At 69.6% G+C, this 13531-nt stretch carries 13 protein-coding genes; 5 read left to right on the top strand and 8 right to left on the bottom strand.

Annotation, left to right across the window (positions count from 1 at the left end; all coding sequences use genetic code 11):
• The first annotated feature begins 18 nt into the window (after positions 1-18).
• Together iolE and iolB are read left to right on the top strand one after the other, a co-directional pair.
• Entirely contained in the window at positions 19-942 is a 924-nt protein-coding gene (iolE, locus tag U5775_RS30890; RefSeq protein ID WP_322061922.1) for a myo-inosose-2 dehydratase, read from the top strand.
• Positions 939-1742 (top strand): 5-deoxy-glucuronate isomerase, encoded by an 804-nt coding sequence (gene iolB, locus U5775_RS30885; RefSeq protein WP_322061921.1) that lies wholly within the window; start codon positions 939-941, stop codon positions 1740-1742. Before iolE ends, iolB begins: the two co-directional genes overlap by 4 nt.
• Before the next feature lie 91 nt (positions 1743-1833).
• Here the strand turns inward: iolB and U5775_RS30880 are convergent, their stop codons facing one another.
• Entirely contained in the window at positions 1834-3414 is a 1581-nt protein-coding gene (locus U5775_RS30880) for a methyl-accepting chemotaxis protein (RefSeq protein WP_415913690.1), read from the bottom strand.
• Positions 3415-3954: 540 nt separating this feature from the next.
• Between U5775_RS30880 and U5775_RS30875 the strand changes: the two genes are divergently transcribed.
• The 3 genes from U5775_RS30875 (at position 3955) to U5775_RS30865 (ending at position 6909) form a co-directional block, all read left to right on the top strand.
• Positions 3955-5208, top strand: a complete 1254-nt coding sequence (locus U5775_RS30875) for an MFS transporter (protein WP_322061956.1) — start codon at positions 3955-3957, stop codon at positions 5206-5208.
• 279 nt (positions 5209-5487) lie between these two features.
• Positions 5488-5973, top strand: coding sequence for an adenosine-specific kinase (locus U5775_RS30870; protein WP_322061919.1), 486 nt, complete (start codon positions 5488-5490; stop codon positions 5971-5973).
• A 6-nt stretch (positions 5974-5979) separates the two neighbouring features.
• Positions 5980-6909, top strand: a complete 930-nt coding sequence (locus U5775_RS30865) for an ATP adenylyltransferase family protein (RefSeq protein WP_322061918.1) — start codon at positions 5980-5982, stop codon at positions 6907-6909.
• Positions 6910-6960: 51 nt separating this feature from the next.
• Here the strand turns inward: U5775_RS30865 and U5775_RS30860 are convergent, their stop codons facing one another.
• The 7 genes from U5775_RS30860 to U5775_RS30830 form a co-directional block, all read right to left on the bottom strand.
• Complete coding sequence (locus U5775_RS30860; protein WP_322061917.1) at positions 6961-7671, bottom strand: ABC transporter ATP-binding protein; 711 nt, start codon at positions 7669-7671, stop codon at positions 6961-6963.
• A complete protein-coding gene (locus U5775_RS30855; protein WP_322061916.1) occupies positions 7668-8444 on the bottom strand; it encodes an ABC transporter ATP-binding protein in 777 nt (258 codons plus the stop codon). Before U5775_RS30855 ends, U5775_RS30860 begins: the two co-directional genes overlap by 4 nt.
• Positions 8441-9754, bottom strand: coding sequence for a branched-chain amino acid ABC transporter permease (locus U5775_RS30850; RefSeq protein ID WP_322061915.1), 1314 nt, complete (start codon positions 9752-9754; stop codon positions 8441-8443). Before U5775_RS30850 ends, U5775_RS30855 begins: the two co-directional genes overlap by 4 nt.
• A gap of 6 nt (positions 9755-9760) precedes the next feature.
• Positions 9761-10744 (bottom strand): branched-chain amino acid ABC transporter permease, encoded by a 984-nt coding sequence (locus U5775_RS30845; protein WP_322061914.1) that lies wholly within the window; start codon positions 10742-10744, stop codon positions 9761-9763.
• A 66-nt stretch (positions 10745-10810) separates the two neighbouring features.
• Positions 10811-11272: a thioesterase family protein gene (locus tag U5775_RS30840; RefSeq protein ID WP_322061913.1), complete on the bottom strand. Its 462-nt coding sequence runs from the start codon at positions 11270-11272 to the stop codon at positions 10811-10813.
• An 88-nt stretch (positions 11273-11360) separates the two neighbouring features.
• On the bottom strand, positions 11361-11891 hold the full coding sequence (locus U5775_RS30835; RefSeq protein ID WP_322061912.1) for an NUDIX domain-containing protein: 531 nt from the start codon (positions 11889-11891) through the stop codon (positions 11361-11363).
• A 171-nt stretch (positions 11892-12062) separates the two neighbouring features.
• Complete coding sequence (locus tag U5775_RS30830; RefSeq protein ID WP_322061911.1) at positions 12063-13415, bottom strand: YbfB/YjiJ family MFS transporter; 1353 nt, start codon at positions 13413-13415, stop codon at positions 12063-12065.
• Positions 13416-13531: the final 116 nt, after the last annotated feature.

Below are 13531 nucleotides of genomic sequence, written 5' to 3'. Positions count from 1 at the left end.
CACGAACGAGGAACCCCCATGAGCGCATTTGAAGTACGCATCGGCATCAATCCGCTGTCGTGGATGAACGACGACCTGCCCTCGCTCGGCGGCGAAACGCCGCTCGCCCAGGCGCTCACCGAGGGACGCGAGATCGGCTACGAAGGCTTCGAGCTCGGCAACAAGTTTCCGCGCGAGCCGCAGGCGCTCAAGACGCTGCTCGCGCAATACGATCTCTCGCTCGTGTCGGGCTGGTACTCGGGCAGGCTCGCGCGGCGCAGCGTGGAGGACGAGATCGCCGCCGTCGGCCCGCATCTCGACCTGCTCGCGCAAAACGGCGCCACGGTGATGGTGTACGGAGAGGTGGCCGATTCGATCCAGGGCGCGCCGCGTCCGCTCTATCAGCGGCCGCGCTTTTTCAGCGAGCCGCAGTGGGACGAGTACGCCGCGCGCGTGGACGCCTTCGCGCGCCACACGCTCTCGCGCGGCGTGCGGCTCGCCTATCACCACCACATGGGCGCCTATGTGGAAACGCCCGCCGACGTCGACAAGCTCATGGCGCGCACGAGCGACGCCGTGGGCCTGCTGTTCGACGCGGGTCACATCACGTTCGCGGGCGGCGACCCCGTCGCCGAGCTCGACAAGCACGTCGCGCGCGTGTGCCACGTGCATTGCAAGGACGTGCGCCCCGCGGTCGTGAAGCTCGCGCGCAACCGCAACTGGAGCTTTCTCGATGCAGTGCTCGCGGGCGCATTCACGGTGCCCGGCGACGGCGCCGTCGATTTTCCGGCGATCATCGCGCGCCTGAAGCAGCACGGCTATAGCGGCTGGCTCGTCGTGGAAGCCGAGCAGGATCCGGTGATCGCGCCGTCGTACGCGTACGCGCAGAAGGGCTATCGCACGCTGCGCTCGCTCGTCGATTCGGATTCCCAATCAATCGATACCAGCAAGGAGGCAGCATGAGCCTGCTAGTCAAGGCCGCGCGCGAAGGCCAGACGATCGCGCGCGTCACGCCCGTCACGGCGGGCTGGCGCTATGTCGGCTTCGCCGCGTACCGGATGGGCGCCGACGAAATAGTCTACGTGAGCGAGCCGGACCGCGAAAGCTGCATCGTCGTGCTCTCGGGCGCCGTGGACATCGAGGCGGATGGGCAGCGCTATTCGAGTCTCGGCTCGCGCGACAGCGTATTCGAAGATGCCGCGCCGTACGCGCTCTATGTGCCGCCCGGCGTGAAGGCCACGGTGCGCGCCGCGCGCGACGCCGAACTGGGCGTGGCGAGCGCACCCGCCAAAGGGACCTTGCCCGTGCGGCTCATCGAGCCCGCGCGGATGGCGCGCTCCACGCGCGGCAAGGGCGCGAATACGCGCTACGTCTGCGATATTCTTCCGCAGACCGAGCCCGCGGAGTCGCTGCTCGTGGTGGAGGTGCGCACGCCTTCGGGCCATTCGTCGAGCTATCCGCCGCACAAGCACGATGCCGACCGCCTGCCGCAAGAGAGCGCGCTCGAAGAGACCTATTACCACCGGCTCAATCCGCCACAAGGCTTCGCATTCCAGCGCGTCTACACCGATGCGCGCGATCTCGACGAGACCCTGGCCGTGGAGGACCATGACGTGGTAATGGTGCCGCGTGGCTATCATCCCGTGGTCGTGCCGTACGGCTACGATTCGTACTACCTGAACGTCATGGCGGGCCCCACGCGCGAATGGCACTTCCATAACGATCCCGCGCACGCGTGGATCATTGAGCGCGACGCGAAGTAAAACCACATCGCCCACACCATGCAGAACGCCGCACCAACCACGTGAATTCACATGATGGGCGCGGCGTTTTTTGCGTATCGCCTTTAAAGCGTCAAGCGAGCTGGAACTTGTTCACGAGCCGCTTGAGCACTTTGGCCTGATCGTCGAGCGATTGCGCCGCCGCCGTGGCCTCCTCCACCAATGCCGCGTTCTGCTGCGTGCCCGCGTCCATCTGCGTGACCGCGCGGCTGATCTCCTCGATGCCGGCGCGCTGCTCGCTCGACGCCGCCGAAATCTCGCCGATGATGTCGTTCACGCGCTTCACGGCCTTCATGACTTCTTCCATGGTCCGGCCCGCGTCGGTGGCGAGCGTCGAGCCGTTCGCCACGCGTCCGACCGAATCGGTGATCAAAGCCTTGATCTCCTTGGCCGCCGCGGCGCTGCGCTGTGCGAGATTGCGCACCTCGCCCGCGACCACGGAGAAGCCGCGCCCTTCCTCGCCTGCGCGCGCGGCCTCGACCGCCGCGTTCAGCGCGAGGATATTGGTTTGAAACGCAATGCCCTCGATCACGCCGATGATGTCGGCGATGCTCTTCGCGCTCTCGTTGATCTCGTTCATCGTGGCGACCACGCGGCCGACCACGGCGCCGCCCTGCTGCGCGATCTGCGAGGCGTTGCCGGCCAGCGCGCTCGCCTGCTGCGCGTTTTCCGCGTTCAGGCGCACCGTGGAGGTGAGCTGCTCCATGCTGCTCGCGGTGCGTTCGAGCGCGACGGCCTGCTCCTCGGTGCGATGCGAGAGATCGAGATTGCCCGTCGAAATCTGGCCCGATGCGGCGGCAATCGCCTCCGCGCTCGCAGCAATTTCGGCCACCGTCGCGCTCAGCCCATTTTGCATGTCGCGCAGCGCGCCGAGCATGCTGGAGCCGTCGCGCGCATGCACGGCGACCGGCTGCGCGAGATCGCCCGAGGCAATGCGCGCGGCAATCGCCTTCGCGTGCGCGGGCTCGCCGCCGAGCTGGTGCGCGATGCGCCGCACGACCCATTCGCTCACCACGAACGCGAGCACGAAGAGGGCCACCGTCGCCGCGGCGATCATCACGAACGACGACTTGTAGATGAACGCCGATGCCGCGATCGTCGCCTTGGCGGCGGCGCCGCGCTGCGCGACGAGCTGATCGACGAGCTTCTCGAGCTTTTCCGTCTCGACGAGCAGTGAAACGTCCTGCGTGCCGACCTGCCAGCTCATCTGCGAGAGATCGAGCGGCTGCGCCTTCACGAGCGTGACGAAGTCTTGCAAATGGCCGCTCCAGGTTTGCGCGTCCGCTGCGAACTGCTTTTGCTGCGCGAGCGCGCTGCCGTCCGATTTACCATCCGATTTGCCGCCCGGGTTGCCGGCCGCTTGCGACGAATATTGGCCGAGCACGTTCATCTGGTCCACAAGTGCGGCGAGATCCTTCTCGATGCCCGCACCCAGCTCGTCGCGCTCTTTCGCCGTGGTAGCGGTGAGCAGCATCTTCTGCGCGCGGCTTGCCCGCAGCACGTGGCCGCGCGCTTCCTCGGCGGCGCGGCTGGCAAGGTGGCCCTGCTCGTAGATCGACTCCGTGGAATCGTTCAGGCGGCTGATCTGCGCGAGCGAGAAGGCGCCGATCGCGAGCGTGCCGGCCAGCACCACCGCAAAGGCGACGCGCAGCATCGTCTTGACCGAGAGCGACTTGCCCTGCACACCTGCCGCACCGCTGGCGCGCTTGCTGCCCTTGCCCTGCCTGCCACCCCTGCCGCGCTTGCCGCCGCCCGCCGCGCTGTCAGCCCCGGCCGACGCCCCGAATTCCTCCTGCACGAAACTCGCGTGGCCGCCGGGCTCTTTCATTGCTTTCATCGTTATCGGTCTCCTGTATCGGCGCATGCACACCGTCGACCCGCCCGCCTGTCGACTCATATGCATAACGCCTCAACTCCGGTCAACGGCACGGCGCCGCCCATTCTTTAACCGCCTGCTTTGGCCCCACGCCGCGCGCACCGTGGTCCGGCCCCATGGAGTCGGCGCGTGGCCGCGCTCCGCGTGTCCGATTCTCGACAAAACTTGTCCGGACGATTCAGGAGAGACACATTACACTGCGTTTCATAACTCCTATACATGACCTTTTCATGCCATCGCCGCACCGGTTCCTGATGCCTTGACGGATCGCCTGCCGGACGCAGCGCCCGCGTGAAGCCTATTTCGCTTATCGACAATATGGAAACCAGTCTCGACAAGCGCGCCGCGTCCGGCGCCGCGCCTGCGTCCGCTCCGCCCTCGGCATCCGCGGGCGTGCAGCGCACCGTGTACTCCGTGCTCGGCGCGATCAGCTTTTCGCATCTGCTCAACGACATGATCCAGTCGTTGATCCTGGCCATCTATCCGATGCTCAAGGACAACTTCTCGCTCTCGTTCACGCAGATCGGCCTCATCACGCTCACCTACCAGATCACGGCTTCAATGCTGCAGCCGCTCGTGGGCGTCTACACCGACAAGCGGCCGATGCCGTACTCGCTGCCCGTCGGCATGGGCTTCACGCTCTGCGGCCTGCTGCTGATGTCGGTGGCGCCGACCTTCTCCGTGCTGCTCGTCGCGGCGGCGCTGGTGGGCTGCGGCTCGTCGGTGTTCCATCCGGAGTCCTCGCGCGTCGCGCGCATGGCCTCGGGCGGCCGTCATGGCCTCGCGCAGTCGCTGTTCCAGGTGGGCGGCAACGCGGGCTCGTCGCTCGGGCCGCTGCTCGCCGCCGCGATCGTCATCCCGCACGGCCAGAAGAGCATCGCGTGGTTCTCGGTGGCCGCGCTCGTTGCGATGTTCGTGCTCACGCAGATCGGCCGCTGGTACAAGGCCCACCCGGCGATGAAGAAAAAGCGCGCCGACGCCCCGCACGTCGCGCTCTCGCGCCGCCGCGTGGCCACGGCCATCGGCATTCTCGTGCTGCTGGTGTTCTCGAAGTACTTCTACCTCGCGAGCATCAACAGCTACTTCACGTTCTATCTGATCGACCGCTTCCATCTGCCCATTCAGGCCGCGCAGGTGCACCTGTTCGTGTTCCTCGCCGCCGTGGCGGCCGGCACGATCATCGGCGGCCCGGTGGGCGACCGCATCGGCCGCAAGTACGTGATCTGGGGCTCGATCCTGGGCGTGGCGCCGTTCACGCTGCTGCTGCCCTACGCCAACCTGTTCTGGACCAGCGTGCTGACGGTGATCATCGGCGTGGTGCTGGCCTCGGCGTTCTCGGCCATCCTCGTCTACGCGCAGGAGCTGATCCCCGGCAAGGTGGGCATGGTCGCGGGCCTGTTCTTCGGCTTCGCGTTCGGGCTCGGCGGCATCGGCGCGGCCGTGCTCGGCCAGCTCGCGGACGCCACCAGCATCGGCTTCGTCTACAAGGTCTGCTCGTTCCTGCCGCTCATCGGCATCCTCACGGTGTTCCTGCCCGACGTGGAGGGCAAGCACGCGAAGAAGGCGGCTTAGGTCACCTGAGCGGTCACCTGAGCGGTCACCTGAGCGATCTTCGCGATACGAACCGCTGGCGTGCAGGCGCGCCACGCATGAACGACGGCCGGTTGCCCAAAGTGGCGCCGGCCGTTTTTTCATGGCGGCGGCGCGCAGATCAGAACGTCAGGCCTCGCCTTGGACGCGCCGCGACTTCGTACTAGGCTTTCTGAATCACGCCGCCGCACGCCTTCGAAGGTCGAACGTAAAACCTCGGAGCGGCGGCGGCCTTCGAGACGCCCCGCGCGGAGGTCCGCCATGCAACTGTCCACGGTAGAGATCGTCAAGCCCGAAGCGACCAACTTCATCCTCGGGCAATCCCACTTCATCAAGTCGGTCGAAGACCTGCACGAAGCGCTCTACGGCGCGGTGCCGGGCATCCAGTTCGGCCTCGCGTTCTGCGAGGCCTCGGGCAAGCGCCTCGTGCGCCGCTCGGGCACGAACGACGCGCTCATCGAGATGGCCACGAGTAACGCGCTGAGCATCGCGGCGGGCCACAGCTTCCTCGTCTTTCTCGGCGACGGCTTCTTTCCCGTCAACGTGCTCAATGCCGTAAAAGCCGTGCCCGAGGTCTGCCGCATTTTCTGCGCGACCGCCAATCCGACCGAGGTGCTGATCGCCGAGACCGACAAGGGGCGCGGCATTATCGGCGTGGTGGATGGCGAGCCGCCGCTCGGCGTCGAAACCGGCGACGACGTGCGCTGGCGCCACGACCTGCTGCGCGCGATCGGCTACAAGGCCTGAGCGCCGATGACCGCCGCCTTGCTCACGGCCCATACGCTGCGCGATGCGATCGCGCAGCGCACGCGCCACGCCTTGCAGTGCGGCGCGCTGCAGCCCATTGAAACCGCGCTCACGCATCTCGACGATGGCGGCGTGCGCTTTGCGGTTCGCGAGGTGTCGAGCCTCGCGCGCAAGGAGGCGGCGCGGCGCACGGATGCTTCGGAAGCGGCCGGCTCTCAAGCATTTCAAGCGCCGCGGCGCGACCCCTTTCTGCCCTATGAAGACGATCTGTACGTGGGCGACCTCTCTTCGACGCACGTCGCGCTGCTCAACAAGTACAACGTGATCGCGGACCATCTGCTGATCGTCACGCGCCGCTTCGTGCCGCAGGAGGCGCTACTCGATCAGGACGATTTCGCGGCGCTGCTCGTCGCGCTGCGCGGCTTCGACGCGCTGGGCTTCTACAACGGCGGCCCGGACGCGGGCGCGAGCCAGCCGCACAAGCATCTGCAGGCCGTGCCGCTGCCGCTCGATGCGGCGGGGGCCGCGGTGCCCATCGAGACGCTGCTCGACGCGGCGCCGGCCGATGGCGGGCGCGTGCCGGGGCTGCCTTTCGCGCACGCCTTCGCGCGGGTCGATCTTGCCGGAGGCGTTGCGACCGGAGAAGCCGCTGACGCCCAACACGCACTCGACATCTATCGGGCGCTGTTGTGCGCCGCGGACATCGGGACGATCGAAGTCGATGGCGTGCCGCATCAACGCACGCCCTACAACCTGCTCGTCACGCGCCGCTGGATGCTGGTGGTGCCGCGCGAAACGGAGCGCGTCGAAGGCATCGCGCTGAACGCGCTCGGCTTCGCGGGCTCGCTGTTCGTGCGCGATGCGGCGCAACTCGAAACGCTCGCCCGCATCGGCCCGATGACGGCGCTCGCGCGCGTGGCGAAACCACTCTGCTGAAGACGGACGACGGGCGCTGAACACCTGGCGCGGCGCCCGGATCGGCCCTTTTCAGCCCACGCCCAGCCAGTCGCGCACGACGTCCTCGCGCTGCGCGAGCGCCTGCGGCGTGCCCTCGAACACGATGCGCCCATGCCCCATCACCGCGATGCGGTCCGCCAGCCCCGGTGCGAGTTCGAGCCGCTGCTCGATCAGCAGCACCGCGATGCCGCGCTCGCGCAGCGCGCGCAGGCATGCCCCCACGCGCGCGGCCATCTGCGCGGCAAGCCCCTCGGTGGGCTCGTCGACGATCAGCAGATCGGGACCGCCCACGAGCGCGCGAGCCAGCGCGAGCATCTGCTGCTCGCCGCCCGAGAGCACGCCCGCGCGGGCGTGGCGGCGCTCGTGCAGGATCGGGAACAGCGCGCGGGCGTCGTCGAGGGTGAAGCGCTGTGCGTCCGCGCGGCGCTTCGAGAGACCGAGCCGCAGATTCTCGTCGACGGTGAGCGTCGGGAACACGTCGCGCTGCTCGGCGACGTAGCCGAGGCCCAGCCGCGCAATCTCGAACGTGCGCAGCGGCGCGAGATCCGCGCCCGCGAAACGGCGCACGCCGTCGGCATCGACCATCGACAGCAGCGCCTTCGCGAGCGTCGAGCGGCCGGAGCCGTTGCGGCCCGCGAGCGCGACGACCTCCCCCGCGGCGACGCGCAGATCGACGCCGTGCAACACCTGACTCGCGCCGTACCATGCGCGCAGATTGCCCACTTCGAGCAGCGCGCTCACGGCGCGCCCCGCTTGTGTTCCGGCGCATTGAAATGCGCGCCCAGATACGCATCGCGCACGGCCGCATCGGCGCGAATCGCCTCGGGCGTGCCGGTGGCGATCACGCGTCCCTGGACCAGCACCGAGACGCGGTCGGCCAAGCCGAATACGGCATCCATGTCGTGCTCGATCAGCAGCACCGTCTTGGCCGCCGTGGTCGCGCGAATCAGTGCGACGGCGCGCGCGGCTTCGGCGCGGTTCATGCCCGCGGTGGGCTCGTCGAGCAGGAGCGTCTGCGCGCCGCCTGCGAGTGCGAGGCCCAGGTCGAGCGCGCGCTGCTCGGCGTAGCTCAGCGTCGCGGCCTCGCGGTCGGCGGCGTGCGCGAGGCCGAGAGCGGCGAGCAGAACGTCCACCTGGGCATCGGCGCGCGCCGAGCCGAACCAGCGCGCCGCGAGCCCCGCGCCGCCGCGCAGCGACGCCAGCACCGCGCAGCGCAGGTTCTCGCGCACCGCGAGGCGTGCGAACACGCTCGTGGTCTGGAAGCTGCGCGCAAGGCCGCGTCTTGCGCGCGCGACGCTCGCGAGACGCGTGACGTCCTCGCCGTGCAGCACGATGCGGCCCGCGCTCGCGCGGCGCTCGCCCGCGATCAGGCTGAACAGCGTGGACTTGCCCGCGCCGTTGGGGCCGATCAGCGCGTGGCGCTCGCCGGGGCGCACGTCGAGATCGACGCCGCGCAGCACGGCCGTCGCGCCAAAGCGCTTCTCGATGCCGATGAGCCGCAGCGCGGGCGTCATGGCGCCTCCCGCCGCCGCTCGAGCGCGTGCGCCGCGCGCCGCGCACGGAAGCCCGTCCAGAGCGACGCGGCCGTCAACGCGATGATCGCCACGGCCAGCCCCACCGAAGCGCGGGCCGGGAGCGCACCGAGCCATGCGCCGGGATCGTCGTCGCCGAAGCGCAGCGCGTAGGCCCATTGCACCGCGAGCACGAGCGCGCACGCGCCGCACGAGGCCGCGAGCGCGGCCATCGTCCAGCACGCGCCGCAACGCCGCCAGCCGTGCCGCGCGAGCACCGCGCGCTGACGCGCCGCGAGGCCCGCGAGCCCATCGGGCGCCGCCAGCACCACGACGATGAAAAAGAGCCCCACGTAGAGCATCCAGGCGCGCGACACGCTCGCCACGCCCACGCTGAACGCCACCCATACGAGCGCGCCGAGCACCGGGCCGAAGAACGACGCGGTTCCGCCCGTCACGGTCGCGATCAGCACGGCGGCCGAGCGCGTCATGCCGACGCTTTCGGCGGCGGCCAGCTCCACGTTGACGAGCGTGAGCGTGCCCGCGACGCCGGCGAAGCCCGCGGCGAGCACGATCATCGCGGCCCGCACGCGCGCGGGCGACGCGCCCAGCGCGGCGGCGCGCACGGGGTTGTCGCGCACGGCGTTGGCGAGGCGCACGAACGGCGCGCGCGACAACCCGTAGATCGCGGCGCTCGCCACGAGGCACCACGCGGCGATGAGCCAGTACGCCTGGCGATCCGGCCCGAAGGTCCAGGCCGCCGCAAATGGCAAGGGCGGCCCGCTCGCGCGGTCGATGGCGACGCCGGCCTCGCCGCCGAACCAGTCGGGCAGCGCCCACGCGGCGGCGGCGACGAGCTCGCCGAGCCCGAGCGTGATCATCGCGAACGCGGTCCCGGCGCGGCGCGCGGCCACGAGCGCAATGAGCGCCCCGCCCGCCGCGCCCGCCACGCCGCCCACTAGCGGCAGCAGCGGCAACGGGATCGCGTAGCGATTGAAGACGTGCGCGGCCGCGAGCGCCCCGAGCCCGGCGGGCGCGGCGTGGCCGAACGACAGCAGCCCGGTCTCGCCGAGCAGGAGGTTGTACGAGAGCGCGAAGACGATCATCGTCGCCGCCTGGGCGAGGCACGCGAGCAGCCAGCCCTGCGGCACGCCGGCGGGCGAAAGCCATGCCGAAACGAGCGGCGGGAGGCCGAGCAGCGCCGCCAGCGCGAGCCAGGGCGCGCATCGGGCCAGCCTGCCGGATGCCGATGCGCGCGGCGCACGACGCTGGCCAGTTGCATCCACCCGTGCGCGGGATTTATCGGCTTTCATGGCGCGTCAGGCGTCCTCGCCGCGCTGGCCGAAGAGGCCTTGCGGACGCACCGCGAGCATCGCGACCATCAGCAGGTACGGCAGCAGCGGCGCGATCTGCGCCAGCGTGAGCGCGCGCCAGGCGGGCGCGAGCGTCACGCCGAGTTGCGTGGCCAGGCCGCCCAGCGACACGTCGCTCGCCACGGCGAAGGTTTGCAGCAGCCCCACGGCGAGCGAAGCGACGAACGCGCCCGAGAGCGAGCCGAGGCCGCCCGTCACGACCACCACGAAGACGATCGAGCCCACCGATTCGGCCATCGCCGGCTCGACCACGAAGAGCGGCGCCGCGACCACGCCCGCCAGCGCGGCGAGCGCGGTGCCGAGCGCGAACACCATCGTCTGGATGCGCGGCACGTCGTGGCCGAGCGCCTCCACCGCGTCCCGATGCGTGAGCGCCGCGCGCACCACGAGGCCCGTCTGCGAGACGCGCAACGCCGCGTAGATCGCGCCGAGCATCGCTATCGCCACGAGCATCGCGAACGCGCGATAGCGCGAGAACGCTGCGCCGCCGACCCTGAAGAGTGCGCCGTCGAGCCACGCGGGCGCGCTCGCGGCGAGCGGCTGCAGGCCCCAGACGAGCTTGACCAGCTCGCCGATTGCCCAGGCCGCGCCGAAGGTCAGCAAAAGCGCATTGAGCTGGCCACCCGACCCGGGCGATCCGCGCAATCCACCCGCCCCGCCCGCGCGGACCGGCTGCGTGCGGCGCAGGAGCGTGCATTCGAACGCGGCGCCCGCGAAGCCGGCCGCGAGCGGCGCGAGCACGAGCGCCCAGCCGAAACCCAGCGTGCCCGCGAACGTGACGCCCAGATACGCGCCGAGCATGTAGAAGCTCGCATGCGCGAAGTTGAGCACGCCGAGCATGCTGAAGATCAGCGTGAGCCCGGCGGACAGCATGAACAGCAGCAGGCCGTAGCTTGCGCCGTTGAGCGTATCGATCACGAAAGCCTGCACGAAAGGGAGCCTTGGGCGTTGCGTCGGTTTTCGGTTAGGGGCGCAGCGGGAGCAATGCGCACGCGTTCACGCCCGTGGCTCGCCAGCGCCTTCGACCACGAGCGGCGCGAGCGCGGCGTGCAAGGCATCGGGCAGCGCGCGCACGGGACGGCGCGTCGCGCGCTCGACGTAGACGTGCACGAAGTGCCCCTGCGCGGCGGGCGCGGACTCGCCTTCGCGAAAGAGGCCGACCTCGTAGCGCACGCTCGACGAGCCGAGCCGCGCCACGCGCAGCCCCGCCTCGACGCGTTCGGGAAACACGAGCGGCGCGAAGTAGTTGCACTGCGTTTCGACCACGAGCCCGATGGTCGCGCCGTGCTCGATATCGAGCGCCTGGGCGCGGATCAGATACTCGTTCACGACCGTGTCGAAGTAGCTGTAGTAGACGACGTTGTTGACGTGGCCGTAGACGTCGTTGTCCATCCAGCGCGTGGTGATGGACAGGAAATGGCGATAGCCGGAGCGGGCAATGGCGACGGGTCGGTTCATCGAGTGGACGAGGTTTAGATCGACGCTCCAGGAACGAGCGACTTTAGCGTGCAAGGGCTTGTTAGAACGCAGGAGCGTCCAGCCATGCTCATTGCCCGGGCCGCTCGACGTATTCGAACGGCAGGCCGCGCCGGCGCATCCATTCGCCGAGCGCCGGCCCCGTGCCCGCGCGCCATGGCCGCAGCTTCGCGGGCTCCACGAGCTGGTATTCGAGCAGTTCCGGCGACAGCGCGATCGTGCCCGCCGCCTTCACGTGATACGCGATGATGAGCTCGTTCTTGCGGATGAATTCGTAGACGCCCACGAGCTCGACGCTCTGCGCCCGCAGCCCGGTTTCTTCCTGGACCTCGCGCGCGATGCCATCTTCCGGCGTCTCGCCGTTTTCGAGGAAGCCGGTGATGAGCGCGAACATGCCTTCGGGCCACGCCGCGTTGCGCGCAAGCAGGATGCGCCCCTCGTACTCGACGATGGCCGCCACGACCGGCAGCGGGTTGTTCCAATGGACATAGCCGCAGGCGAGATCGGGGCACGCGAGGCGCAGGCGGCCGCCCTCGTGCGCGGGATCGGCGCGTTCGGTGAGACGCGAGGCGCAACGCGGGCAAAACTGGTATTCGCTCATGAGTCGGTGGGGTCGCAGCGGCCGTGCGGCGAAGCGCCCCGGGTAGCTCCGGGGTGAGTTCGCGACGGCGCGCAATGGCAGAAAACAGCACGAAAGGGCTATTTTAGTGCGCCATCGCGCAAGGCGTGCAGACCGGCTTGAACCGAGCGTCACTGGCCACGGACGGCTCGCTCATGCGCGCGTGCGCGCGGCGCGCCACACGAGCCCCGCCGCGCCCGCGAGCAGGGCCAGCGCGGCGAGCCAGAGCGAGGGCGAGAACGAGCCCGTCGACGCCGCGAGCGGTGCGGCGACCAGCGGCCCGGCAATCTGGCCGATCCCGTAAGCGCCCGTCGCATAGCCCATGAGCGCGGCGGCGTGCTCGCCGCGCAGCAGACGCGCCTCGCGCATGGCGAACAGCGTGATCGCCGTGAACGGCAAGCCGATCAGCACGCTGCCGAGCGAGAAGCCCGCGGCGTTGGGCCAGACGATGCCGAGCGCGATGCCCAGCGCCTGCAGTACGTAGCAGGCGGCGAGCATGAGCCGGTTGTCCCAGTGCAGCGGCAGGCGCGCCGCCGAGAGCGCCCCGACGATCAGCGCGATGCCGAACATCGGCCAGAACAGGTCGGGCCAGGCGGAGCCCGGCAATGCGTGGCGCGCGATCACGGGCAGGAAGGTCGCCGTGATGATGTAGCCGAAACCGGGCACGCCGTAGAGGAGCACGAGCCAGAAGGCGTCGGCGCGGGAAGCGTGGGGAGGCGATAGCGGTGCAGCGGTTCGGGTGGGAGATGCAGCCGGGGCGTTCGGTGTATTCGGCGCGTGCGGCGTATCGGGCGCCGCTGCTGACGGCTCGGCCGTCGCGGTCGCTGTAGCTGCCGGTCGCGCCGCGCCTCCCATCGGACGAGCGCCCACTCCCGCGTGAGCCGCCGCTTCGCGCGCATCGTCGCCGAACACCGGCCACACAAGCACCGCGATCAGCACGCAGATCAGCCCGAAGCCGATCCAGCCCGCCTGTGCGCCAAAGCCGCCCGCCGCGCTCACCATGAGCCCCGTCGCGACGATGCCCACTCCGGGCCCCGTATAGATCACGCCGCCCCACTCGTTCGCGCCCAGTTGTGCAAGACGTCGCAGGCCCCATTGCGAGGCGAACACGAAGGTCGCCGCGCTCACCGCGCCCGCCACGAAACGCACGACGGCCCAGATCCAGAACGACTGCGTGAGGCCCATCGCCAGCGTCAGGAGCGCCGTCGCCGCGAGCCCCGCCCGCACGATGCGCGCGGGCGCGAAGCGCAGCGCCACACACCCCACCGCGCCGACAAAATAGCCTGCGTAGTTGAGCGACGCCAGCCAGCCGCCATGGCGCAGATCGAGCGCACCGCCGTGCAGCATCAGCGGCAGGAGCGGCGTGAACGCAAAACGCCCGACGCCGAGCGCCGCCGCCAGCGCCGCCATGCAAGCAAGCGCGGCACGCCGCGCGGCATGCGGACGATGACCTGGATGGGCGGAAAGCGCGCGAGAGGCGTCGGCGCGGGTGGCGAAGTCGTTCATGGTCGGCGGCAGTTCAATGGAGATGACGGACGGCGTCGCGCAGGACGCCGGTTCGATCATCTTAGTCGCCGCAAACGTTCACGAAAAATGAATTATGATGAACGAATTCATCCCGA

This window comes from Paraburkholderia sp. J63 (assembly GCF_905220245.1).
GTDB lineage: Bacteria > Pseudomonadota > Gammaproteobacteria > Burkholderiales > Burkholderiaceae > Paraburkholderia.
This window is presented reverse-complemented; position numbering and strand designations above follow the sequence as displayed.

Coding starts and splice junctions, on each gene's coding strand:
- iolE (WP_322061922.1), top strand. CDS start 19: ATGAGCGCATTTGAAGTACGCATCGGCATCAATCCGCTGTCGTGGATG.
- iolB (WP_322061921.1), top strand. CDS start 939: ATGAGCCTGCTAGTCAAGGCCGCGCGCGAAGGCCAGACGATCGCGCGC.
- U5775_RS30880 (WP_415913690.1), bottom strand. CDS start 3,414: ATGCTGCGCGTCGCCTTTGCGGTGGTGCTGGCCGGCACGCTCGCGATC.
- U5775_RS30875 (WP_322061956.1), top strand. CDS start 3,955: ATGGAAACCAGTCTCGACAAGCGCGCCGCGTCCGGCGCCGCGCCTGCG.
- U5775_RS30870 (WP_322061919.1), top strand. CDS start 5,488: ATGCAACTGTCCACGGTAGAGATCGTCAAGCCCGAAGCGACCAACTTC.
- U5775_RS30865 (WP_322061918.1), top strand. CDS start 5,980: ATGACCGCCGCCTTGCTCACGGCCCATACGCTGCGCGATGCGATCGCG.
- U5775_RS30855 (WP_322061916.1), bottom strand. CDS start 8,444: ATGACGCCCGCGCTGCGGCTCATCGGCATCGAGAAGCGCTTTGGCGCG.
- U5775_RS30850 (WP_322061915.1), bottom strand. CDS start 9,754: ATGAAAGCCGATAAATCCCGCGCACGGGTGGATGCAACTGGCCAGCGT.
- U5775_RS30840 (WP_322061913.1), bottom strand. CDS start 11,272: ATGAACCGACCCGTCGCCATTGCCCGCTCCGGCTATCGCCATTTCCTG.
- U5775_RS30835 (WP_322061912.1), bottom strand. CDS start 11,891: ATGAGCGAATACCAGTTTTGCCCGCGTTGCGCCTCGCGTCTCACCGAA.
- U5775_RS30830 (WP_322061911.1), bottom strand. CDS start 13,415: ATGAACGACTTCGCCACCCGCGCCGACGCCTCTCGCGCGCTTTCCGCC.